The 26,738-nt window shown below is 45.4% G+C and carries 9 protein-coding genes; all 9 read left to right on the top strand.

What is annotated here, in order from left to right:
* Nucleotides 1-77 precede the first annotated feature (77 nt).
* The 9 genes from IEY67_RS01450 to IEY67_RS01410 all read left to right on the top strand — a co-directional run bounded on the left by IEY67_RS01450 (nt 78) and on the right by IEY67_RS01410 (nt 26,738).
* Nucleotides 78-2,909 carry an NPCBM/NEW2 domain-containing protein gene (locus IEY67_RS01450; protein WP_183670287.1) on the top strand — a complete coding sequence of 944 codons (2,832 nt, stop codon included), beginning with the start codon at nt 78-80 and terminating at the stop codon, nt 2,907-2,909.
* Between the two features lie 317 nt (nt 2,910-3,226).
* The gene (locus IEY67_RS01445; RefSeq protein ID WP_183670289.1) at nt 3,227-6,211 is read left to right on the top strand and encodes a glycoside hydrolase domain-containing protein; all 2,985 of its coding nucleotides are present in this window, start codon (nt 3,227-3,229) and stop codon (nt 6,209-6,211) included.
* Nucleotides 6,212-6,270: 59 nt separating this feature from the next.
* Complete coding sequence (locus IEY67_RS01440) at nt 6,271-9,438, top strand: DUF5107 domain-containing protein (protein WP_183670291.1); 3,168 nt, start codon at nt 6,271-6,273, stop codon at nt 9,436-9,438.
* 175 nt (nt 9,439-9,613) lie between these two features.
* Entirely contained in the window at nt 9,614-13,255 is a 3,642-nt protein-coding gene (locus IEY67_RS01435; RefSeq protein ID WP_183670293.1) for a family 78 glycoside hydrolase catalytic domain, read from the top strand.
* Between the two features lie 442 nt (nt 13,256-13,697).
* On the top strand, nt 13,698-16,829 hold the full coding sequence (locus IEY67_RS01430; RefSeq protein ID WP_189086816.1) for a SusC/RagA family TonB-linked outer membrane protein: 3,132 nt from the start codon (nt 13,698-13,700) through the stop codon (nt 16,827-16,829).
* Between the two features lie 13 nt (nt 16,830-16,842).
* Nucleotides 16,843-18,387, top strand: a complete 1,545-nt coding sequence (locus tag IEY67_RS01425) for a RagB/SusD family nutrient uptake outer membrane protein (RefSeq protein ID WP_183670297.1) — start codon at nt 16,843-16,845, stop codon at nt 18,385-18,387.
* 75 nt (nt 18,388-18,462) lie between these two features.
* Nucleotides 18,463-21,363: a glycosyl hydrolase gene (locus IEY67_RS01420; protein ID WP_183670300.1), complete on the top strand. Its 2,901-nt coding sequence runs from the start codon at nt 18,463-18,465 to the stop codon at nt 21,361-21,363.
* A gap of 98 nt (nt 21,364-21,461) precedes the next feature.
* On the top strand, nt 21,462-24,014 hold the full coding sequence (locus IEY67_RS01415; protein ID WP_183670302.1) for an alpha-L-rhamnosidase-related protein: 2,553 nt from the start codon (nt 21,462-21,464) through the stop codon (nt 24,012-24,014).
* Between the two features lie 51 nt (nt 24,015-24,065).
* Complete coding sequence (locus tag IEY67_RS01410) at nt 24,066-26,738, top strand: glycoside hydrolase family 78 protein (RefSeq protein WP_183670304.1); 2,673 nt, start codon at nt 24,066-24,068, stop codon at nt 26,736-26,738.

The following is a 26,738-nucleotide window of genomic DNA, read 5'->3' as shown; positions in this document are numbered from 1 at the left end:
AACGATTATTAATCATAAGGTCGCCGGATATATATTTGAGTATCTTTGGGGGACTTATACATATGTTGAATTTTACCATGAAAAAGACAATCTCTTTATTTCTCCTTCTGGGAGGATTTTTCTTATCGGGGCTGACTGCTAACGCCCAGAATACCCTCTCCTTGCCGGAGATGGATTTATCTCTTGCCTATCAGCAGTACGGCTCGCCTATGAAGAATATGGCAGTTACCGGCGAAGCGTTGACGATAGCCGGTGAACAGTTTAAACAAGGAGTCGGCGTACAGGCAAACAGTAAGATCAAACTGAGCCTGCGTAACAACACCTCCCAATTTACCTGCAAAGTAGGGGTGAACGATCGTTCGCTCGATTACAGGAAAGAAGATTTCAGTAAGATACCTATGACGGACGGGACGATGCTGTTCTACCGGACAGATGGTACCGGAGGGAAGAAACAGTTTGTCGGAGTAGGTTCCGGTGACGGTTCCCTGGGGAAAGGGAGTGTTGTCTTCCGCCTGGTAGGTGACGGGAAAGAGATGTATAACAGCGGGATGGTTCGTGGAGGCGAGAAAGCCCGTGAAGTATCGTTGAACGTATCCGGGGTGGATGTCCTGGAGCTGATCGTGGAAGATGGCGGAGACGGTGTAAGCGGCGACCATGCCGACTGGATCGAGCCGGTCTTCTCTTACAACGAGATCAAACCATCGCTGGTTAATGCCGATTATAAAGGAGCTGTCGAAACGATGCCGGCAGCGGTGGAAAAGAAATTACGTAATAAGATCGCCGCATTACCGGTTATCGATCTGCCGGTGGCACGTCCCGGGAAGGATTGGCTGCTCGATGCCAAAGGGGTGAAAGCCGGTATCTTCCAGACGCATAATGGAAAAGATATTGTCCTTTCCAACGGCCTGGTAAGCCGTATCTTCCGTGTCTACCCGAACCTGGCAACGGTCGACCTGATCAATCAGATGACCGGTGAAAGCATGCTGCGTGCCGTCAGCAATGAAGGTATTTTGAAGATAGACGATAAGGTGTATACGTTGGGCGGCCTCGACGGGCAGTTCGAATACGGATATACCCAATATAAATGGATCGACAGCCTGACCATCCTGCCGAACTCGTTCCGGGTGACAGGATTCGATATTACCGAACTGGCACCTCGTATCGACTGGGCGAACAAACGCTGGTCGCTGGTGAAGCCGGGTGAAACGACCGGGAAGGTACTCTCTTTCTATCTCGAAGGACCGGACTACCTGAAAGGGGTAAAGGTGAAACTCAACTACGCCCTCTATGACGGCATCCCCTGCATCAGCAAATGGATGGAGATCGAGAATACAAGCGACATGCGTATTACGCTCGACGAATTTACGCTGGAGCAGTTGGCTATGGCGGAACCCGAGTCTCCGGTGGAAGCCAAGCGTCCCGAACAATTCCTGAAACCGAATATCCATGTCGAAAGCGACTGGGCGTTCCTGGGCTTTACCGAGCGGGAAGCCGATCGGACCGAGTTCTGGAATACCGACCCGCGCTATACTTCCCAGTGCAACTATCCCTTGCTCACCCCTTGCCTGCTGGAGGTAAAGCTCCCGATGGGACCGGATGAAGATATTGCTGCCGGTGGCAAGTTCAGGAGTTTCCGCACCTGGCTGATGCCTTTCGATAGCGATGACCGTGACCGGAAAGGTCTTTTCCTGAAACGGATGTACCGTAAGATAGCTCCGTGGACGACTGAGAACCCGATCTTCCTCCATTGTGTATCGTCAGACCCGAAGGTGGTGAAGACGGCTATCGACCAGTGTGCGGAGACCGGTTATGAGATGGTTATCCTCAGTTTCGGCTCCGGACTGAATATGGAGGATGAGAGTGAAGCCAACATTGCCAAGTTTAAGGAATTTACCGAATATGCCAATTCCAAAGGCATCGAACTGGGCGGTTATTCCCTGCTGTCGAGCCGCTGGATCAGCGATGAGGTGGATGTTATCAACCCGGAAACAGGAAAGCGCGGAGGCATGATCTTCGGTAGTTCGCCTTGTCTTTCCAGCGAGTGGGGGTATGACTATTTCCGCAAGATACGCTCTTTCTACGAGAAGACGGGAATGACGGTCTTTGAGAACGACGGCTCTTACCCGGGCAACGTCTGTGCTTCGACCAGCCATGCCCATCATAAGGGTTTGAAAGATTCCCAGTGGAAACAACGCCAGCAGATCGTGAACCTGTACCAATGGATGTGTGAGAAAGGTATTTATACGAATATCCCCGACTTCGGTTATATGCTGAACGGTGGGACGAAGGTCGGTATCGGTTACCGGGAGGTGAACTGGTCGCTTCCGCGTGAGCGGCAGTTGGTTCTGGGACGCCAGGTGATGTACGACGGCCTGTGGGAACGTCTGCCGGGTATGTGCTGGACATTCGTTCCGCTAACCCAATATCATGGCGGTGGGGCAGCCGCCACACTCGAGCCTTTGAAAGATCATATCCCCGATTATAAAGCACATATGATCCAGAACTATGGGGCCGGTGTACAGGCTTGTTACCGTGGTCCCCGTTTGTACGATACCCCGGAGACGAAAGCTGCCGTGGTGGAGGTGATCGACTGGTACAAGAAATACCGGAATATTCTGAACAGCGAACTGATCCACCTGCGCCGTGCCGACGGACGTGACTGGGATGGCTTTATGCATGTCGATCCGCAAGGAAAGGAGAAAGGCTTTGCCTTGTTGTTCAACCCGACCGACCAGGCTATCACCCGTACCATCCAGCTTCCGCTTTATTACACCGGCCTCTCCGATGTGGCGAAGATCAGGGAGAAAGAGAATGCTCCGGTTACCTATAAGCTGAACAGAGACTATACGGTAGATATCAAGGTGACTATTCCCGCCCGAGGAAATACATGGCTGGTGGTTGAAAAATGACTTACCTTGTTTTTTCAACGTCATATATTTTATATTGTGATAGAATGAAAGGGATCAGGACTGATACGCAGTCCTGGTCCCTTTTACATGCGTATGTGAGCACCGTCGGAATAGTAGTGCAAAAGGAGTTGAAACAGCTATTCCGCCAACAAAAAGTAAATGATAATAAGTTTTGCATAAGCAACTTAAGAAGATATTATTATCTTTGATGAATAGAATTATCGAAAGAAAAGTTTATCCGGTAAGCAGAGGATAAACACTTTTATAAGGCACTTATGATACTGGTCAGCCGGATTTGAATCTTAAATACTAAGTATATGAAACAATTACTATTTACTTTGTTGGGTTTGTTAACCTTCGGAGGCTTGCAAGCTCAGAGCATACCTGCCGGCGAACTGTATGGTTTGGGTTCCTGGGATGCCGACTCGTTGGGAAATCACCGCGTTGTCGTATCGGTGGAGAAGCCGGCAGACGCAGTGTTTGCAACTGTAGAATGGCGCCGCCGCGATCTGAATCCGGAAGATAAGAACCTGATCGTTGTGGATGCAGCTACCGGGAAGCAGGTTACGAACGTTTGCCGCTTTACAATGAATCGGGAGAAAGGAGAAATCGCTTTCCAGCCACAGACCGTTCCGGGAACCTATTATATTTATTACCTGAAGAATGTGATGAGCGGCAGTCGTTATTATCCGACCGTCGATTACCCTCCTTTTGAAAATACGGCTTCACCCGAGTGGATGAAGAAGAATAAGTTGTCAGGGAAGAAAGCCCCTTCGCTGCCTGCGGCTAAGGTGGTGCAATTCCAGGCGATTGATCAGTTGAACAGCTTCTACCCGATGGAGGTGATCGCAACGGCAGCAGAGACTGCCCGATTGTTGAAAGAACATCCTTCCGGGAAGTATATCCTGTTTACCGAAGACCGGAAATATCCGATCCGGATGACTACCGATATTCCCTATAAATGGATTGAGGAAGACCGTCATGACCGATTCACCGGGCAGGCGGATAAAGGCGAATATTATGTGTTCCAGTTGGGAGTATGGGCGGCCCGTTCCAATGTGGAGAACCTGCATGTCGACTTTTCCGGCCTGGCTAATGCGGCGACGGGCGAACAAATCCCGGCTTCTTCTTTCACTTGCTTCAATACGGAAGGGACAGACGTGACCGGTACTGTCTTCAAAAAGAACTGTTCGGTGGATAAAGGGAAGGTCCAGGCCTTATGGATCGGAACCCAGCTGCCGGAACATCTCTCTGCGGGAACTTATCAGGGAACAGTAACCGTGTCTGCTGCGAATGCGGAAACTAAAACGGTACAGGTCGCTTTGAATGTTTCGGAGAATGTGATTGCCGATCATGGGGACAACGAACCCTGGCGTCATTCCCGCCTGCGCTGGCTGAACTCACAGATCGGTTTTGACGATGAAGTGATCGCCCCGTATACACCGTTGGTACTGAAGGATAAAACCATTCGTTGCCTGGGACGTGAAGTGACGCTCTCTCCTTTAGGCTTGCCTGCAAATATTACCAGTTATTTTAAAGAAACGATAACCGGTATCGGCAGCGACGGCCGTTCCATACTGGCAGCCCCGATGGTACTGGCAGCTGACGGCGGTGCGTGGGAGAACCTGAATTTTGAGATTACGAAACATAAACAGGGAGCTATTGCCTGGAAGGCTCTGAATCAGAACAGTCGTTTCCTGATGGATCTGGAAGGAAAGATGGAATCGGATGGAAATATCGAATATAAAGTGACTCTGGTTGCCCGCGAAGATGCGGCTGTGGAAGATATCGGCCTGCGAACTCATCTGGCTTCCGGTATTGGCCGTTATATGATGGGGTTGGGTGAAAAAGGCGGTTATTGTCCGAAAGATATCCGTTGGAAATGGGATGTGGAAAAGAATCAGGATGGACCGTGGATAGGAGATGTCAACGCCGGACTTCAGATCCGTTTCTATGACGATACATACGAACGTCCGTTGAATACGAACTTCTACCACCAGAAACCGTTGCACATGCCTGTTTCCTGGTGTAACAACGGGAACGGAGGTATCGATATCAATCAGGCTGCCGACGGGACACGCATCAATGCTTATTCCGGTAAGCGGCAGGTGAAGAAAGGCGATAAGTTGTACTATTATTTCAATGTGGCTATTACTCCGTTCCGTACGATCGATACGGATAAGCAATGGCGTGAACGCTACTATCATAGTTATGATTTTATAGAGAAGGTTGAAAAGGTGGGTGCTAATGTGATTAATATACATCATGCAAACGGCATCAATCCTTTTATTAACTATCCGTTCCTGCGGACAAAGGAGATGAAAGCTTATATCGACGGTGCTCATGCACGGGATATGAAGGTGAAAATTTATAATACGGTGCGTGAACTGTCTAATAGTTGTGTGGAGATGTACGCTTTGCGCAGTTTGGGGAATGAAATATTTTCGGAGGGGCCCGGCGGAGGCTTCTCCTGGTTGCAGGAACATCTGGATCCGAATTATATAGGTGCCTGGTTTGTGCCTCATCTGAAAGATGCGGCAATCGTTAACAGCGGTGTTTCCCGCTGGCACAATTATTATCTGGAGGGTCTGGATTGGCTGGTTCGGCACGTTGGTATCGACGGGTTGTATATCGACGACCTGGCGTTCGACCGTATGACGATGAAACGCATCCGTAAGATACTGAACCGTTCGAATCCGGGAGCGATGATCGATCTGCATTCGGCGAACCAGTATAATCCGAGGGATGGTTTTGCCAATAGTGCGAATCTTTATCTCGAACATTTTCCTTATCTCGATCGCCTGTGGTTCGGTGAGTATTTCAACTATGATTATCCTCCCGAGTTCTGGTTGATAGAGGTTTCAGGTATCCCTTACGGTCTGATGGGGGAAATGCTGGAAGGTGGCGGTAACCCGTGGCGCGGTATGCTGTATGGAATGACAGGACGTAGTCCCCGTGTGGATAACGGACCGTTATGGAAATTGTGGGATTCATTCGGTATGCAAAAGAGCGAAATGATCGGTTACTGGGTGAAAGATAATCCGGTGAAGACAAACAGTGAAAAGACGTTGGCTACCGTTTACCGTCATATGGGAGATAAGACGTTGATCTCATTGGCAACCTGGGAAGATACAGATGCGAAAGTAACACTTTCCATCGATTGGGCTAAACTCGGTCTGGATGCTTCTAAAGTGACATTACATGCTCCCTCTGTTGAGAATTTCCAACAGGAAGCCAGTTGGAAACCCGGTGATGAAATGGTTGTACCCAAAGGTAAGGGACTATTAATTATTGTGAAATAAAGTCTTCCGACATAGTATAATTTATCCGGAATGTACTCCTTATATATAAATGAATTACCATGAAAAAGATTCTCATCCTTCTTTGTGCAACCTCTTTGTTGCAACCTTTATTTGCACAGCAGCAAGCGACTGTGACAGAGACGGTACAGACAGTTAAAACCTATCCGTTCTCTGATCCCGACCCTGTGGCAGATCCTTCCGATCTGTTCTATCCCTATTTCCGCTTTGACGGTTTCTCCGCTGAAGGGATCGATAAACAATGGAAAGTCGTTTCGCTTGAAAACGACTATATCAAGCTGACGCTCTTCCCGGAAATCGGAGGAAAGATATGGGGGGCGACGGACAAAACGACCGAAAAGGAGTTTATCTATAACAACCATGTCGTGAAGTTTCGCGATATAGCCATGCGCGGTCCCTGGACATCGGGGGGGATCGAGTTTAATTTCGGTATTATCGGCCATGCTCCGACTTCCAGTACGCCGGTAGACTATGTGACCCGGCAGAAGCCGGACGGAAGTGTGAGTTGTTATGTATCCTCTTATGAACTGGTTACCCGGACACTCTGGACCGTGGAAGTGAATCTGCCGAAAGATAAAGCTTATTTTACGACAACGACGACCTGGCATAACGGTTCTTCCATCGATCAGCCTTACTATCAGTGGATGAATGCCGGATATGCGGCAGCAGGGAATGCGCAGTTCTGTTATCCGGGAACCAATTATATCGGGCATGGCGGCGAACTCCATTCGTTTCCTTTGGATGAACAGGGCCGGGATATCTCCTGGTATGAAAAGAATGATTTCGGCAATTCCAAATCATACCATATAGTAGGAAAATATAACGATTTCTATGGTGCTTACTGGCATGAGTATGATTTCGGTTCGATCCATCATGCCGATTATGACGAGAAGCTGGGTATGAAGATCTTCCTTTGGGGACTTTCCCGTGAAGGAGGCATCTGGGAAGATCTGTTGACCGATACCGACGGTCAGTATATCGAATTGCAATCCGGACGTATGTATAACCAACCGGCTTCCAATAGCAGCTTTACTCCCTATAAACATACGGCATTCGGTCCGCAGGGTACCGACCGGTGGACGGAGTATTGGTTCCCGGTAAAAGGAATAAAAGGAGTTTCGAAAGCCAGCCGTGTCGGGGCGCTTAACGTGTTGAGGGAAGATGGCTTCCTGAAGTTGTATTTTTCTCCTTTGCAGAAACTGTCTACGACGCTGAAGGTCTGTGAAGGAGACAAAGAAGTACGTTCCGTCCCGTTGAATTGCGGTGTGCTTGAAACATGGAAAGATTCAATCCCTTTGAGTGAAGCAGTGGCTGCCGGAAAACTGAAAGTGGTGGTGGGAGAAGATTTATTGGTGTATTCGGAAGTCCCGTCGGATAATATAATCAATCGTCCGAAACAGCTGCCTGCCGACTTTGACTGGAACTCGGTGTATGGTCTTTATACGCAGGGAGAACAGTGGATGAATCAAAAAGTACTTGATAAAGCAGAGACGTTTTTGTTGGCATCTCTGGATAAAGATCCTTATTTCGTACCTGCGCTGACAGACCTGGCTTCCCTGTATTATCGCCAGGGGCGTTATGACGAGGCTCTTGCCCGTTGTAAAACGGCGTTGAGCATTAACACGTATGATGGAGACGTCAATTATCTGTATGGGTTATGCAATAGGGCGCTGGGGAATAACACGGATGCCAAAGACGGCTTTTCGATAGCATCCTATTCGCCGGGCGTACGCAGTGTTGCTTATGAAAAATTAGCCGAAATGTTCCTGATCGATAAGAATTGGGCGAAGGCGGAACATTATGCATTGAAGAGTAAAGAGTTCAACGGGATGAACCTGACTGCCGACCATGTGTTAATGGTGGTCTACCGTAAGACTGATCGACCGGAAAAAGCAAAAGCACTTATCGAGTCGTTGTTGGAAGACCTTCCGTTATATCATGCCGCACGTTTTGAACAGCTCTATCTGGGTGAAGGTTCCGGACATCCGATCGATGATTTCCAGTCGTTGATACGTAATGAACTGCCGTTTGAAACCTATATGGAGTTGTCTGAATGGTATGAGTCGGTTGGGTGCACGGAAGAAGCGCTGTCTCTTTTGTCATGCGCGGGTAGTTATCCGGTTGCCCTTTACAAACAGGCTTACTTGTTGCACCGGACAGGCAACGAGGATGAAAGTCGGCAGATGTTGCAACGAGCTGCCGGGATGTCCCCCGCGATGGTATTCCCTTTCCGTCCCTCCTCTTTGAAAGCGCTGGAATGGGCGAGGACAGTGCGCCCGGACTGGAAGATCGATTATTATGAAGGGCTGATCCGGTGGGCTAATCAGGATAAGGCAAAGGCGTTCGCGTTGTTTGAGCGTTGTGGAGACGTGGACTATGCACCGTTCTATTTGACCCGTGCCTCTTTGAAAGAAGGTGAATCCCGGTTGGCCGATCTGTTGAAAGCGGAACAGGTCGGGCTGTCATGGCGTACCGGTTTTGCCTTGATCAACTATTATGTAGCCGGCAACCAATGGCAGAAAGCAGTCGAGACGGGAAAAAAGTATATGAAGAAGTATCCGTCGAACTATTATATCGGTTTGAAATATGCGAAGGCATTGTGTGAAACGGGCGAGTATCAGTCATGTATCTCCTTGTTGAGCCGGATGCAGGTACTTCCGAATGAAGGCTCGTATGCCGGACGGGCTGTTTACCGGGAGGCTAATCTATATCGGGCAATGGAACAGTTGGGCCGTAAAAATTATAAGCAAGCGATGAAAAGCGTGGAGGCCTCTAAGGAATGGCCGGAAAATCTGGGGGTCGGGAAACCTTATGACAACATGATCGACAGCCGTCTGGAAGATTATATGGAAGCGAAAGCGATGGCAGGGCAGGGGAATGACCGGAAAGCTGCTGCCTTATTCGCTGCTGTAGCCGGATATAAGACATCACGTTCGTATTTCGGTTCCGGTAACTTGTTAAGTGCGCTGGCTTTGCGTGAGTCAGGAAAGGAGCCGGAGGCAGACCGTATGGTAACTGCCTGGAGTACGGATTTTCCGGAAAACCGTATTGTACAATGGTGTACTGCTATTTATCGGGGAGAAAGAGAAAAAGCTGCGGGAATGATTAAATCACGGAATGATCAGGCGGATACGACACCCTGGGAAACCTCTTTCCGTGATTCCGATTTTGACCTGATCGTACGCCTGTTTTCAATAGCCGGATTATAATCCGGTATAAAAGGCTTGGTTCTTGTCAGCCCTGTTATCGGCTTTACCGGTAACAGGGCTGACTATTTCTGCTACTGTCAAAAATGAAAAGATAAACATCAAAATTGAATGTCGGATAACTTTGTGCTATGTTAACTTTGTATTTGTAAAATAACCTCTTAATCTTTTTGTCTCAATGAAATACACATTATTGCAACTACATTGGATATATTTGTTGGTAGGCTGTCTGTTTCTTTGTCCGGCATATGCCTGGTGCACTACTTCCATTCTTTCTCTAAAGGTACAAAATAAGGTGGAGCCACTTGCTGTCGAAGATAAACATCCGGTATTCAGTTGGCAGATGCAATCGGATGAAGTGGGACAAAAGCAAACTGCCTACCGGATAGTCGTCACACGTAAAAGCGATAACCGGGTGGTGTGGGACAGTCGTAAAGTCGATTCGGATATTTCTACCCAGATAAAATATATGGGAGTGGCATTGCAGGCTGAGATGGCCTATGACTGGAACCTGACGGTCTGGGATGCACAAGGTAAAAGTTATACGGCATCTTCCTTTTTTGAAACCGGATTGATGAATCCCCATATTTCGGCCTGGGACGGTGCGGAATGGATCGGCTCGAAAGAGTTGATACTGGATGCTGCGGCTACCAACTATTTTATGATCTCGACCCGGTTCAAATTACTCAAGGGGGATAGGGCTTCGTTCATATTAGGGGCAAACGACTTTCGCCTGATCGATTCTTTTCAGAATGCTGATAACCTGCAAGGGGAAAACTATGTGCGTGTCGAATTGGATCTGTCCGGTGTAGGTAGTGCTCAGGGGGCAGCTTTACATATTTACCGTGTCGGCTATGCGAAATCCGACCGTGCCGATATTCCTTTCCTGACTGTTTCCGCAGAGAAATATCCGGAAACCAATATCAACTCCCTTTTTACATCAGACAATAAAAATACGGAACATACGATAACCGTAAAAGTCGAATCCAGCAATCTCACTTTTACTATCGACGGAAAGGCATTGACTACCACTGCTGCCTCCGGAAATACACCGGCTCGTTTTAATGTCGGTCCCTGGGGAGATACACATGACCAGAATACATTACCGCATCTGGCCTCGATCGGTTTTGCGGCTATGCCGGATTGTGAGGTCCGTTATTCCGGTTATCGGGTACAGAACTGCGGACGTAGTGAGGATAACGTAACTTTTGATAAACAGCATTATAACATTTTTGAAACATTGCCGAATGTCCGTGTGGAAGGAGACGATATTCTTGTCCGGAACGATACGGAAAAGATGACAATAGGGTATGCCGATCCAAGTCATGGCGCTTTGACGATGCTGCGCTCTTCATTCTCGACCCGGAATGGGAAGAAAATGACCCGGGCAAAATTGTATGTGACGGCCATGGGTGCTTATGAGTTGTTTATGAACGGGAACCGTGTCGGTGAAGATTGGTTTGCACCCGGTAATAGCCAGTACCGGGAGGTATTGGGCTATTATGCATATGATGTTACCGACCGGTTGGCGGAAGGTGATAACTGCATTGCTGCCCGGTTGAATCCGGGGTGGTATACCGGCTATATGACCTTTACGATGCCTAATTTTAATTTCTTTGGAGATCACGAAGCTCTGTTGGCCCGTCTCGTCATATCTTATGAAGATGGAAGCGAACAGGTGGTAGTGACCGATAAGGATACCTGGAAGATTTACAAAGAAGGGCCGGTCCGCTCCGGTAGTTTCTTCCATGGGGAACGTTATGATGCGAACCGGGAACCGGCTGTAGAAGGGTGGACTACTACGGCCTATAACGATTCGGCATGGGGGCAACCGGATATCATACAAAAAAGAGACTGGATACATTTTGATATAGTATCACGCTACGATGATCCGGTACGCGTCCGTGAAGTATTGACTGCCAGACAGGTTATGCCGGTACATAGTGCCGATAAGCATACCTATGTATATGATATGGGGGTGAATATGGTCGGTGTTCCGTCAGTGACTATTCCGGCAGGATGGCTGAAAAAAGGGGATGTTGTTATCATGCGTTATGCAGAACAGCTCTATCCAGGTTTAAAGGGAGATGATGCCTGGTATATCGGTGAATACGGGAAGAAGGGAAGAAATATAGCCGGCCGGCCGTTGCATGAAACGATGCGTGCTGCGCTGGTTTCTGATTTTTATATTGCGAAAGATGACGGAGAAGTGACTATCCGGCCTTCGACGACCTACCGGGGCTATCAGTATATACAGATTACGTTGCCGTCTCATTCGGGGGCTTTACCCGTCAGCAGTGTGAAGGGATTGGTCCTTTCTTCAGACAACTTGCCTTCCGGAAAGTATGAGGCTGTTACGGCTGATGGCAGGACTGGTAAACTGGTAAATCAGTTATTCAAAAATATACAGCGTAGCCAGATGGGTAATTTCTTTACGATCCCTACCGATTGTCCGCAACGGAATGAACGTATGGGGTGGACTGGCGATGCACAGGCTTACACGCGTACAGCTACTTACAATTCGGATGTACAGAATTTCTTCCGGCAATGGATGGTGACCTTGCGGGCAGACCAGGGAGTGGGTAGTGCTACAGAAGCTCCGGGTGGAATAGGCAGTACGGTCCCGACTTATAACCTGGCAGACGATACGACGTTTGCCGATGGTACGACTTGGGCGGCTGCTGTCTGCATGGTGCCCTGGCAACTCTATATCCAGTATGGCAACAAACAGGTCATAGAGGAAAATATGGAAGCGATGATGGATTGGTTGAACGGTATGGATTTTTATGATTTTAGTGAGACCTATCCTCATTTGTCGAGCAAAGCAAGCGGATTGTCTGACTGGCTGGCAATGGACCCGAATACTCCTGCTGATCTGGTTAATAATGCTATTTATATGTATATGATGGAAGTGACCGCTTGTATGGCCGATGCGATCGGTCGGGCAGACTATGCGGAGTTGCTCCGTGAGCGCCATGCCTTGGTAAAAGAGGAATGGAATAAGGCATATGTAGATGAAGCCACAGGTAAAACCAAAAATGTAGACGGAAAACTGGTTCATTCACAGTCTTCTTATGCCACACCGCTGAACTTCAATTGTTTTTCCGATAGGAACAAGGCCAGGGCGGAAGCCTATTTGGCAGAATTGGCTGCTAATCCATCTGCAAGTGGTCTGGGTGACGCCAGCTATCCGGCTTATACGATTACGACCGGTTTCTCCGGAACACCGAATATCCTGCCTGCATTGAGTCGTTCCGGTCATGTTAAAGAAGCATATCGGATGTTTACCTGTACTGATTTTACATCCTGGTTATATCCGGTTACTAAAGGGGCTACTTCTATTTGGGAGCGTTGGAACGGTTATGAAGTCGCCTTTGCTAAAGGTCATAGTAATGCTATGAATTCATTCAATCATTTTGCTTTAGGTGCAGTCGGGCAATGGATGTATGAATATCAACTAGGTATTACAAGCGATTACGGTCAGGGAGAAGCCGGATATAAGCATTTTGTTCTGCAGCCTTCAGCCGGTGCCGATTATCTTTCTTTAGCAGGAAGTTATGTCTCCTGCTACGGTGTTATCCATAGTGCCTGGACTGCCGATGGGAAGGGTACATTGACCGCTTATCGCACGACAGTACCGGCAAATACGACGGCAACCCTTTATTTGCCTGTCTCTGAGTCTGTTTCTGATTGTAAAGAAATTAAAGGAGTGAAATTTGTAAGAAAATCTTCTCGTAATGGAATACCTGTTGCTGTTTATGAACTGGAATCCGGCTCTTTCGAGTTCCTGGTACAGGACGGTCAGGTAGAGGTGCGTTAATAGTCTTATTCGGGTTTTAGCTGTGTGTCGTATGTGATTCAATCCTTTGGATCATCTTACACTCCCTGGTGATGCCTTCACCGGGAAGTGTGAATATATGTTATTACATCATTCTTTATAAAAGTCTTTTAATGTCTACGAAGCTTAACGGATAAGTGGGTTTTGTATGATATAAACTATTCTGTCATTTTTATAATATCTAAAGTCATTTTTCTAAACATTCTTTATTTTTAAGTGAATAATTTTGTTGCAATAAATGCGCTAGCCATGTGAAATAAAGAATTGAAGATGTTTAACATTAATATAATATGCCTATGGTTTAATTCCTTTTGAAAACACTAGTATCAAATTTATGTAAAGTACAATTTTGATAATCTTAAACGTATCAGGTAAGACTGATAAAATACTCTATTCTTAATAACATAATAAATGTGAAATAAGTATGAAAAAATGTTTAACGGGGGGGGGGGGTATATATACTCCTATATTAAGATCTACACTCCCATTATTACTTTTAAGCGTGCTCTCAGGAGCAAATGTATCTGCGGCTAATGGCTCCAATTTAAAAGATGCGTCTGTGACGATTAGCCAGCAACAAAAGAAAATCACGGGTGTTGTGACGGATAAAACAGGAACCCCGATTATCGGTGCAAATGTGCTGGAACAAGGCACGACGAACGGAACCGTTACCGATGTAGACGGACGATTTTCTTTAGAAGTTTCTCATAATGCGACATTGCAAATTTCTTATCTCGGTTATAATACACAAAACATCGTAGTAGGTAATCAAACAACTTTTTCAGTAAAGCTATCGGAAGATTCAGAAGCGCTGGATGAAGTCGTTGTTGTGGCTTACGGTACTCAGAAAGCCCGTTCGGTAACCGGCTCTATGAGTAAATTGAATAATGAAGAACTGGAAGACATTCCTGTTCCGAATATCAGCCAGAAGATGCAGGGTAAATTCTCGGGTGTACAGATCACTCAGGCAAACGGTGAACCCGGCGGTGGTATGGCTATCCGTATCCGTGGCGCTGCTTCCGTGAATGGTGGTAACAGTCCTCTTGTAGTAGTAGATGGATTCCCGATCACTCCGAACGAAGGTACGGGACTGGAGTCGATAAGTCCTGAAGAAATTGAAAATATTACAATTCTTAAGGATGCTGCTTCTACCTCTTTGTATGGTTCCAGGGCTGCCAACGGTGTTATCTTGGTAACGACCAAAAGGGCGAAAGAAGGAAAAACAGATGTAGAGTTCAGTGCTTATTTCGGTGCAACACAAGTATCGAAAAGAGGACGTCCTGATGTGATGAATGCTCAGGAATTTGCTCAGTTCAAAAAAGAATATTACGAAGATCAGGCTAAGTATGAAGGCTATACCGGAGGAGTTCCTGAATGTTATCGGAATCCTTCTTCGTTACAGAATGGAACAGACTGGTACGATGTGCTTTTGCAGACTGCATTGACGCAGAATTATAACCTGAGTTTACAATCAGGAACCACAAAAGTGAAATCGGCTGTGAACCTGAACTACAACAAGCAGGATGGTGTTATTATCAATACCTATTCGGAACGCTTCTCGGCACGTGCCAATAATGTATATGAAGCTTCGGACCGCGTAACGTTTGGCTTGAATTTATCAGGTTCTTATATGAGCGGGCAGATTATCCCCGGATTGGGTGGCGGACGTTATATAATTGGTTCTGCCTTCTTGATGGATCCACAGTTGAAATATAAGAATGATGACGGAACATATCCGATATCTTATTCACAACCAGGTATGTTTGCCAATCCGAACTTCTATCTCGTGTTGAGTGAACGTGACGATCCTAAAAGGAAAATGAGAGGAACGCTTAACACCTATGCAGATGTCAAGATTATAGACGGATTGAAATATCGTATCAGTGCGAATGCCGATTTAGGATCGGATCAAACCGAATCCTGGGTGCCTTCTATTGCAAATGGTGCCATGTTCACTGCTCCTCCTCAACCGGCTGTCGGTTCTTATGGTACCAGTAAATATGTGAACTGGTTGATCGAAAATACGTTGACCTACAATAAGACATTTGCGGATAAGCATAATGTAGATCTTTTGCTTGGATATTCAACCCAGAAGACAACCTCAGAAAATGCAAAAATCAATGCATCAGATTTTCCTGATGATGAAGTGGGGTGGTTCAATGTTGCCACGACAAAAACAGGTGAAGGTGACAGAAGTTCATGGGCAATGATCTCTTATCTGGCACGTGCCAATTATGATTATATGGGTAAATACTTACTGTCTGTATCTTTCCGTCGGGATGGTTGTTCTCGTTTTGGTATGAATGCGAAGTGGGCTAATTTCCCCTCTGTTTCTGCAGGTTGGATTGCTTCGGATGAAAGCTTCATGGAGAGATTCGATAGGTTGAGTTATTTGAAATTACGTGGAAGTTATGGTATCGTAGGTAACTATAATATCGGTAACTATAATCATTTGGCTACGATCGGAACTTACAACTATGTCTTCAATAACGGAATTTCTGCCGGACGTGGAACAAGTGGTATCGGTAATGCGGACCTTACCTGGGAAACAACCAAACAACTCGACTTCGGTGTAGATTTAGGATTATTCAATGACCGTGTATTCTTGGTTTATGACTACTATTGGAAGAAAACGGATGGTTTGTTGTATCAGATTGATATTCCTTATTCTTCCGGATTCGAAAACATCCAATCCAATATTGGTGAATTCAGATTCTGGGGACATGAAGTTGGCTTGGAAACGAAGAATATGACAGGCAAGTTTAAATGGAATACCAGCTTGAATTTGACATTTAATCGTAATAAAGCAATGAAGCTGGGTACGAACAATACGCCGATTGGCGGTAATAACAATCAGGAAGATTACAACCGTACGGAAGTCGGTAAACCGTTAGGTCTGTTCTACGGCTACGTCTATGATGGTGTTTTCATGACTCAGGAAGAATATGAAGCCGGACCTAAGCATGCCTCTTCTATGGTCGGTACTGTCCGCATGAAAGATTTGGATGGAAATGGTATTATCGATAACAATGACCGTACTTTCATCGGGGATCCGAATCCGGATTGTATTTTCGGTATGACGAATACTTTCTCATGGAAAGATTTTGACGCGAGCGTTGTATTTACCGGTTCATTAGGCGGAGACATTATAGACGGAACTTATGAATGGACGGAAAATATAGACGGTGTATTCAATGTTCGTAAGGAAGTTGCAGAACGTTGGCGCTCAGAAGATAATCCAGGTAACGGTAATATTCCGAGAACAAGAACAGGTACGACGGAATTATTCCGATATACCAATTCTCGTTGGGTATTCAAGAATAATTACATAACATTGAAGAATATCACGTTAGGATATACGATTCCGATGAAATCAAATCCTTATATCAAGGGAATACGTGTTTATGGAAGTGCTCAAAACCTGTTTACCGTAGGTTCTTATCCGGGAATGAATCCGGAAGTAAATAAGAATACAAGCGGATTATATCAGGGAGTGGATCATACAACATATCCTGTTGCCAGAATTTATACAATTGGCTTGAATGTTAAATTTTAAAGAGCATTAGAATATGAAAAAGTTAAATATATATATTTTTGCGGCAAGTGTGTTGTCTCTTTCTTCTTGCAGTGACTCTTTCCTGAATCTGACTCCTGAGACAACTATTACGACGGAAACGTTCTATAAGACTGCAGATCATTTCGAGCAAGCTACGGTTGCTTCGTATACAGGTTTGAGAAATATCGCCTTAAGTGGTATATTTATGGATGAGATGCGTTCGGATAATACATTTTATACCTACTATAGCGGTGATAGAGGTCCTTATAACTCGACTGAAAAACTAGCTTTGTTTTTAGATGACGAAACTGTCGGTTGGAGTCCGGACCGTTATAAAGGCGTTTATTCTAGTATTGCCAAGGTAAATACGATTTTGGGTAGACTGGATGCTTCCGAATTGACGGAAGAAGAGAAGAAAACGGTAAAAGCAGAAGCTTTGTTCCTGAGAGCCTTCTATTATTTCGATTTGGTACAGCATTGGGGCGGTGTTCCTCTTATGTTGCAAGAGGTTACTACCGAAGCAGAAGCTTTTGCTGCTAAATCTCCGGCAGAAGATGTTTATAAACAAGTACTTACCGATGTCTCGGAAGCGATTTCTTTGGGATTGCCGGTAGCAAGCACTTTCCCGCAGAGTGGCCGGGCAACGATGGGAGCTGCTAAAATGCTGCGTGCTTATTGTTATATGTCACAACCTACTCGTGATTACAAAGCTGCTGAACAGGATTTGAAAGATATCACACAGATGAATTACGGTCTTTTGGACAGTTATGAAGCTGTATTTAATCCTGCCAATAAGAACTCGAAAGAATCTATTTTTGAAATACAGTACATCGAAGATGGCTCTAATGCAGGCGTACATAATGATATTCCTTGGCGTTTGATTCCGAAATGTAGTAATAATGACTTCCTGATGGGTATCACCTTTTCGAACTATGCAGGTACAAGCGGTGGCTGGTGTGTTCCTACGGAAGAGATGATTCAGTCTTACGAACCGGGTGACAAGCGTTTGGATGCTTCCATTGCTGTAGCAGAAGGTAAGACAGATGACGCTGAACAGTTTACTTGCGAAGAAGTCAAGACGGTATCGGATTTTACTCCGACAACTGGTAAAAATTTCTACTACTTCATCCGGAAGTATTATCATCCTCCTTATCAGTATGCTGGGCGTGCAGGAGATAACTTCCCGGTTTACCGGTATGCAGGTGCTTTGTTGTTACTGGCAGAAAACTTGGTAGCGCAGAATCGAAATGCAGAGGCTTTACCTTATGTTAATGAGGTAAGAACCCGTGCCGGATTGGAGTCGCTGACCAGCGTTACTGCAGAGGATGTAGCTGATGAGATGCGTCATGAGCTGGCCTTTGAAAACCATCGTTGGACAGATCTGATTCGTACAGGTAAAGCGATAGAAACAATGACCGCGTTCGGAAAGACGATGAAGGCGAAGTATCAGTGGATTCTTCCTTCCGCATTTGAGGTAACGGAAAACCGTTTGGTATTCGCTTTCCCGTTAAGAGAAAGACAGATCAATTATTTGCTGGAACAGAATCCGGGATATTGATAAATAGATAATAGCAAGGAGATTGTTATAAAGAACGATCTCCTTGCTTTGTTCATATTTTTAAAGAAAAATACCATGAAACATACTGGATTAAAGTCTATCTTCTTTTTACTGGTCATATTTCTCTGCTGCAATTCGGTTGTAGGTCAGCGAGCAGGCGATCTTAGTGACTTGTTTGTCTCACCGCCGGATCATGCAAAGCCAAGAGTCTATTGGTGGTGGCTCTATAATCGTGTAAATGAAGGCTCTATTACCCGTGATTTGGAAGAGTTTAAAGCAAAAGGGATCAGTGGTGTCAATCTGATATGTACGGGTGGATATGCCGGGGAAGGGGCTTTATTAGGTGTTGAATGGCTGAGTCCTGAGTGGCGTGCTCTTTATCGGCATGCTATCCGGGAAGCTAAACGTTTGAATATTGAAATAGGATTTAACCTGGCGGGAGGCTGGACCATGATGGGGCCTTGGGTTACACCGGATAAAGCGATGAAGAAAGTAGTTCAGAGTGAACAGCTCGTTACCGGACCTGTAACCTTTTCCAAAGAATTTCCTCAACCTGAAACTGTCGATAATTATTACCATGATGTATGGGTTCAGGCATTTAAAATAGAACGCCAAACAAAAACAGTACATCCGGAAACAGCTATAGATATCACGGACTGTATAAATTCTGAAGGGAGATTGCATTGGGATGTTCCGGAAGGCGACTGGCTCATTTTACGGACAGGATATACATTGACAGGTCATCCCTGGAGCAAATGGTATGCATATCCTAAAGGCGATACGTTCGAAGGAGGAGACGGATATGAAATAGATTATTTGAGTACGGTTGCTTTGGATGATCATTTTGATCATTTAGGTAAGTTAGTTATTGAAGAGACCCGACAGGCCGGCGGTAAATTGGCTTATTTGTGGTCGGATAGCTGGGAATGCGGAAAACTGACATGGACTCAGGATTTCCCGGAGCAATTCCGGCGTTTCCGGGGATATGATTTAAAGCCATATATGGCTATATTAGCGGGATATACAGTGAATGATTCTGTCTTTTCGGCTCGTTTCCGGGATGATTTTGACAGAACGATACAGGATTGTGTCGCAGAGAACTTTTATGGACATTTCTATGAATTATGCCATGAGAATGGCATGGATGTAGGTAATGAGGCGGGAGGACCGAATGATACGCCTCCTCAGGATGCACTAAAAAATTTGGGGCGTTGTGATATTCCGGCAGGCGAATTTTGGGTACATTACAAATTGCCTGAAGACGGAATGAATTCGCGTAAAAGCGCAAGACTTAATTTGAAACAAACAGCTTCGGCTGCACATATATATGGCCGGCGTGAAGCGCAGGCGGAAGCTTTCACACAGATGGAACAGGACCGTACGCATTGGTCTCTGGGTCCCTACGAGTTAAAACCCTATGCGAATGATGCTTTTTGTGAAGGTATAAATCGTTTTATGTTACATCAGGCAACCTGCCAGCCTCCGGAAGATGGGAAACCCGGATATGAATTTTGTGCCGGTCAGCATTTTACTCCTAATATAACCTGGTGGGAACAGTCTTCAGCCTTTTTTTCTTATTTGTCTCGTTGCCAGTCTTTATTGCAGGAGGGTAAGTTTGTGGCCGATGTCTGTTTCTTTTTGGGTGAACGACCGCCGACGCTGGTCCCGCCTAAATATGTTGTGCCGACTCTCGGGGTAGGCTATGACTGTGATTATACGAATGCAGAAGTACTACTGACACGTATGTCCGTCGAAGATGGAAGGATCGTATTGCCAGATGGTATGAGTTATCGTCTTTTATATCTTCAGAATTGTGTTTCTCCTGTAGAAGAGATATGTAAGGCAGTTGGGCATTATCAACAGTTGAAGGTTTTATCTGATCCTTCGGATGCCATGTCTCTGCCAGTAATCAAGAAACTTCGGCAATTGATCAGGGATGGGGCTACTGTAGTTGGGGCGCCTCCTAAAAGGTCGGCAGAACTGAACGGGTATCCGGATTGTGACAAAGAGGTACGGAAGATTGCCGCAGAAATTTGGGGTGACCTGGATGGGAAAACTCGTACGGAACGGAAGTTTGGTAAAGGACGTATCATCTGGGGGAAGACAGCACGTGAAGTTTTGCTTGCGGATGGAATACAACCTGATTTTTCTTATACGGGTCAGACACGTGAGCCTGAAAAGTTCGATTATATCCATCGGGTGGATGGACAGTCCGAGATTTATTTTGTGATTAATCGTACAGGAGGCACCGAAGTCGGAGACTTTTCCTTTCGAGTTACCGGAAAACAACCGGAGATATGGGATCCGGTAACGGGTGAGATGAAAGAGGCGGGTTCTTTTGAGCAGAAGGGCGGACTTACCGGTTTGTCGTTGGAGTTGGCGCCGTATGGCTCTTGTTTTATTGTATTCCGCAAATCTATCTCTAAGAACAGCTCCGGCAAAGGAGTTCCTAATTTCTTGAAATATGAGAAGGTCAAAGAGTTAAGCGACTCATGGCAGGTTTTATTTGACAAAGACTGGGGTGGTCCCGGTGAAGTACATTTTGATAAGCTTTCTAACTGGATCGATAGCCCCGAAGAAGGGATTAAGTATTATTCGGGTAAAGCAACTTATCGGAAAGTATTTGACATGGGGAATGTGCAGAAAAAGCTTTCTCACGCAGGTGAAAGACTTGTCCTCGATTTGGGCGATGTTAAGCATGTGGCGGCTGTTCGTTTGAATGGTAAAGAGCTGGGTGTTTTGTGGTGCTCTCCCTGGCGTGTCGATATTACGGATTGTATAAAGGATACAGGAAATATTCTGGAGATTGATATAGTCAATTTATGGGCGAACCGGGTGATTGGAGACTGGAAATTGCCGGTAGAGAAACGTTTTACAAAAACACATGATGTTTTCCGTTTCGATATGCTGAGGGGAAGTACCCCGCTGACTGACGCAGGTTTACTCGGTCCGGTTAATATATTGCGGGGATTATAGTGTGAATAGTTTTTCATTTGTTTACTTTTATAGTCCTTTTATGAAAAGATAAATAAGCTGTTGATATTTGTTTCATCCGGATAAAATTGTTTTGTAGTATGGCAATTCATAAGGTATTATTTATAACACTTTTATTTTTCGTAGGTATGTCTTCCTTTGCAAAGGAAGACCGGAATGGAGCTTTGGATCTGTCTCCTGCGAAATGGATTTGGTATCCGGCCGGTCGGACGCTGCAAAACACTTTTATTTTATTCCGGAAAGATGTCATACTGAAAGAAAAGCCGTTGAAAGCGAATGGATGGATACTGGCGGATAGCAGATATCGTTTGTTTGTGAACGGGAAAAGAGTGCAATGGGGGCCTGCTCCGTCTGATCCCCGCTGGCAGGAAGCCGATCCGCTGGACCTGGCGGGATATTTGGTCGAAGGTAAAAATACAATAGCCGTCGAAGTCTGTTATTTTGGAACCGGTGATGGAACTTCTCCGATGGGAAAGCCCGGATTTATCCTGAATCTGGATATCGATGGGCAAAAAATACTGACGGATGACTCGTGGTTCAGCTATTTATCCCGCAGTTGGCAGCCCGGAAAATACAAACGATGGTTTCTGCGCTCTTTACAAGAGACTTTTGATGCCCGACTGTATCCGTATGGATGGGATACGCCTGACTTTATCCAGAATGCGGACTGGGTAAAAGCATTGGTTGTGAGTGATGACGGATGTCATCCGTCTGTCTGTAACGGAGTCTCGGAATATGCCTGGGAGATATCCGGGGATAAAAACGTATCAGAGATCCGCCGGAGGAGTATTCCTTTAATGCGGGAATATTCGGTGATCCGGCCCAAACTGGAAGAATCCATGTGGATTCATTGGAAGAGACCGGCGGAAGATTATTTTGATATGTTGGTCAGTGATGCTTTCGATGTTATACATCAGCCGGTTGTCAGACAGTCCGGAGACGAGTGGCTGGTGGAGCCGAATGGAAACAATGCGGCTGCGCTGACCTTTTCTTTTAGTGAACAAGGCGTCGGGTGGCCTTATTTTACTATTGACGCTCCGGAAGGAACTGTGGTGGAATTGTTGGTACATGAAGCACATCGGATCGGAGGTCCTGCTATTATAAATTCTCATTTTAACTCCTGGACCCGGTTTGTTTGTAAAGAAGGGGTTAATACATTTGAAACATTTGATTTCGAGAGTTTCAGATGGCTTCAGTTACATATTCGTAACTTTAATCGTCCGGTCAGGATATCTTCGGTCGGTATGCGCCGTAGAATATATCCCTGGCATAAAGAACCTGATATATTCATAGCAGACGATACTATTCAAAAGGTGGTCGATGCTGCAGTAAATACATTATATAATTGTGCCCAGGAAACACTGGTCGATGGAATGGCGCGGGAAAGGCAACAATACAGCGGAGATGGTAGTCATCAGTTACATGCTGTTTTTCAGACAATGGGAGATTGTTCGCTTCCTTTCCGGTATATAAATACATTCAGCCAGGGATCTTCCATAGACGGATACTTTATGGATAGTTGGCCTGCCTGGGATCGGTTGGCACGTACGATGGAACGGCAGATGCAACTGACCGGTTGGGGCCCTATTCTGGATCATAGTATCGGATTTTGTTTCGATGCTTATCATTATTACATGTATACCGGTGATTTAAAGGGATTGGAAGAAGTCTATCCGAGACTTCTTAAGTTTTTTGTTTTTCTCTGTTCGCTGACGAATGAAGAGGAGCAATTGGTACCGGCAGAGAACTTAGGAATGTGTTCGGTTTACATCGATCATGAGGCATATAAAAAGAACCGTCATAAACAATTGGCGTTAAATCTTTATATTACAGCAATGTGCAGGGATGCTTTGGCTCCTTTGTGTCGTTTGTTTGGAGATAAGGAAGAAGCTGACAAGATTGAAGCTTATGGCAATAGGATACTTCAGGGATGTATCCGTAAGTTTTGGGATGAGGAACGAAAAGTTTATGTGAATAATCTACCCTGGATAAAGGAAGAAGGAGAGATACGTTATTGTGACCGTTCTTTGTCTACGGCATTGGTCTATGATTTGTGTCCGGGTAATTCTGTAGATAAGTCATTGGAAATATTGGAACAGACTCCTGCAGAGTTGGGTATATCATACCCGTGTAATGCCGTGTGGCGTCTGTGGGCATTGGTTAAATACAGGAAGATTGAATCCGTTCTGTCTGACTTGAGAACGAAATGGGGACGAATGAGCTCTGTTTGGGAAAATAACACATTACAGGAGTTTTGGACTGCTTATCCGGATGAAGGCTCTCAGTGGAGTCATTGCGCCATGCATCCTTTGATCGCTCTCAGTCAGGGGATAGCCGGTATTTGCCCGATAGAGGGAGGATCTGGTAAAATAAAAATAGAGCCGCAGCCCGGTAGCCTGGAGAAAGTAGATTTTGATGTATACACAGCAAAAGGGGCAGTACATTTTTATTCGCAGGGAAAGAAAGGGAAACGGACCCTTCGGTTGAGGATCCCGGATACAGTGTCTGTCGAATTATGGCTGGATGCACGGGAAGAAATCAAACTACCGTTCTTACGGACTGAGAAAAATGGAATCAAAGTATATAAGATGGAAGGTCAGGAAAAATACGAATTTCATTTGAAATATACTTGATGCGTATCTTTGCATGACAAAGAATAATTTGTTAACTAAATTCATTAGGAGATGAAAAAGGATAAGATTATTAGGGGGATGGTTATGGCGTTTCTATGTTCTGTAAACATCTGTGGACTAAAGGCGCAGGAGAAAGCCGAAGAGTGTGTGCCTACGGATTTGAAGTGCGAGCATCTGATTGCTCCGTTAGGTATCGACCGCCAGGCTCCGCGTTTTTCGTGGCATCTGGAAGATAGCAGGGACGGAGCCGTTCAAACTGCCTACAGGATCACTGTAGGAAAAGATTCTGTCGCTTTGTCCAAAGGAAAAAAGATCCTGTGGCAGGAGAAAAAAGCAGACGGGAAAACGATGGCTGGTTATAAGGGGAAAGCCCTGGAGCCTTTTACGAAATATTATTGGAGTGTTACTGTTTGGGACAAAGACAAGCGGGAATCCCGGAAAGTAATTTCTTCTTTTGAAACAGGTATGTTGACGCCTTCAAACTGGAAGGGTACATTTATTTCAGATGGACAGGATATAGAGTCTCGTGAGACTCCCTATTTCCGGAAAGCTATTCGATTAGACAAGAACATCCAATCGGCAAGGGCGTACATAGTGGCAGCCGGATTATATGAACTATCCATTAACGGGCAGAAGGTCGGTGACCATTTTTTAGATCCGGCTTTTACCGATTATGACAAGCGGTTATTGTATGTTACGTATGATGTCACCGATCTTTTGAGTAAAGGAGATAATGCCGTGGGGGTAATTCTCGGAAATGGTTGGTATAACCATCAGCCGGTTGCTGAATGGTCCTTTGATAAAGCTCCATGGCGTAAGCGTCCTTCTTTCTGCCTGAATTTGCATATAACATATACGGACGGGACAAAAGAGATTCTGGCATCCGATGAAAGTTTCAAGGTGAAAGGCGGCCCCATTACATTCAATGCTATCTATGTGGCGGAAAATTATGATTTCAGAAAGGAATTACCGGGTTGGAATACCGTATCTTATGACGATTCATCCTGGAAGAATGCAACGGAAGTCGCTATCCCCTGTACGAATATAACCTCTCAGGCGATGCATCCGATCCGTATCACGGAATATTGCAAACCGGTCGACCTGAAGAAAATAAGCGATACACTCTATCTATGTGATTTCGGGCAGAACTGGTCTGGTATTACGAAGTTCACAGCGAAAGGCATACCCGGCACAAAGGTGAAAGTACGTCATGGAGAACAACTGGATTCCCGTAAAAAACGATTATTCGACGATAATAACACCCAGTTTTATCAAAATGTAAATGAACCGTTGAAGTATGGCGTTCATCCGGAAGACGAGCTGTTCCAGACGGATGTATTGATATTGGATGGCAATACGAATGAATATATGCCCCGTTTTAATTATAAAGGGTTCCAATATGCAGAGATATCTTCGGATAAGCCTTTGCATCTGTCGACAGAAAATCTTACTTCTTATTTTATACACACGGATACTCCGGTAAACGGTTCTTTTGAGTGCTCTGATGCGTTTGTCAACAGATTATTGAAAGCGACCAACTACTCGTATCTGTCGAATCTGGTCGGATATCCGACAGATTGCCCTCACCGGGAAAAGAACGGTTGGACAGGCGATGCCCATCTGGCGATTGAAACAGGACTATATAGCTTTGACGGGATTACATTGTATGAAAAATGGATGGATGACCATCGGGATAATATGTATGACGGAGGACGGTTGCGCTGTATTATACCTTCAGGTGGTTGGGGTGGTGACATTGCCGACTGGACATGCTCGATGACCATTATTCCCTGGGCTTTGTATGAGTTTTATGGTGACCCGACCTGCCTGAAGGATAATTATGAAGCCATGAAAATGCATACGGATTACTGGTTGAAAAAGTATCCGGAAGGACTGATCAGTGATTATTGCCTGGGAGATTGGGTACCTCATAAATCTGTCTCAGATAAGAAATTGACAGCTTCGATTTATCATTATAAAAATGCGGATATCGTTTCCCGTACTGCCAAACTGTTCGGTTTTGAGAAGGATTATGAGTATTATAAGGCAGCGGCAGAAAAAATAAAGAATGCGATCAATGAGAAGTTCCTGAATAGGGAAACCGGTATTTATGCCAACGGCTATCAGACGGAGCTTAGTATGCCTTTATATTGGGGTATAGTCCCGGAAGACTGTAAAGAAAAGGTTGCAGAACAGTTGACCAAACGGGTAAAAGCGGACAAAGATCATTTGGATGTGGGTATTATGGGATGTAAAACGATCCTTAATGCATTGACGGAAACGGGAAATGTAGAACAGGCTTACCGTATGGTAACCCAGCAGGATTATCCTTCATGGGGAAACTGGTTACGTCAGGGGGCGACAACCCTTTACGAGAACTGGGATTATAACGGCCTTGCCTGGGGATATTCGCAGAATCATATCATGTATGGTGAAATTGGAGCATGGTTCTATAAGGCATTGGCGGGGATTAATGTCGATCCGCAGAACCCTGGTTTTAAGAATGTGATCCTGAAGCCTCATTTTGTAGAAGAACTGACCTATGTAAAAGCTTCTTATAATTCTCCTTACGGGTTGATAAAATCAGCCTGGGAAAGAGTGGGTGATAAAGTTATTTATAAAGTAACTGTGCCTCCCGGTACAACGGCTACATTACATCTGGAAGGGGAGAATACTCCTAAAGAATTGATTGCAGGTACTTATAAGTTTGAGGTAAATAAATAA

The organism is Parabacteroides faecis (assembly GCF_014647375.1).
In the GTDB taxonomy this organism is placed as follows: Bacteria; Bacteroidota; Bacteroidia; order Bacteroidales; family Tannerellaceae; genus Parabacteroides; species Parabacteroides faecis.
This window is presented reverse-complemented; position numbering and strand designations above follow the sequence as displayed.

Bases quoted from the DNA above. Each gene is read 5' to 3' on its own strand.
- IEY67_RS01410 (WP_183670304.1), top strand. From the start codon at position 24,066: ATGAAAAAGGATAAGATTATTAGGGGGATGGTTATGGCGTTTCTATGT.
- IEY67_RS01430 (WP_189086816.1), top strand. From the start codon at position 13,698: ATGAAAAAATGTTTAACGGGGGGGGGGGGTATATATACTCCTATATTA.
- IEY67_RS01415 (WP_183670302.1), top strand. From the start codon at position 21,462: ATGGCAATTCATAAGGTATTATTTATAACACTTTTATTTTTCGTAGGT.
- IEY67_RS01425 (WP_183670297.1), top strand. From the start codon at position 16,843: ATGAAAAAGTTAAATATATATATTTTTGCGGCAAGTGTGTTGTCTCTT.
- IEY67_RS01440 (WP_183670291.1), top strand. From the start codon at position 6,271: ATGAAAAAGATTCTCATCCTTCTTTGTGCAACCTCTTTGTTGCAACCT.
- IEY67_RS01450 (WP_183670287.1), top strand. From the start codon at position 78: ATGAAAAAGACAATCTCTTTATTTCTCCTTCTGGGAGGATTTTTCTTA.
- IEY67_RS01420 (WP_183670300.1), top strand. From the start codon at position 18,463: ATGAAACATACTGGATTAAAGTCTATCTTCTTTTTACTGGTCATATTT.
- IEY67_RS01435 (WP_183670293.1), top strand. From the start codon at position 9,614: ATGAAATACACATTATTGCAACTACATTGGATATATTTGTTGGTAGGC.
- IEY67_RS01445 (WP_183670289.1), top strand. From the start codon at position 3,227: ATGAAACAATTACTATTTACTTTGTTGGGTTTGTTAACCTTCGGAGGC.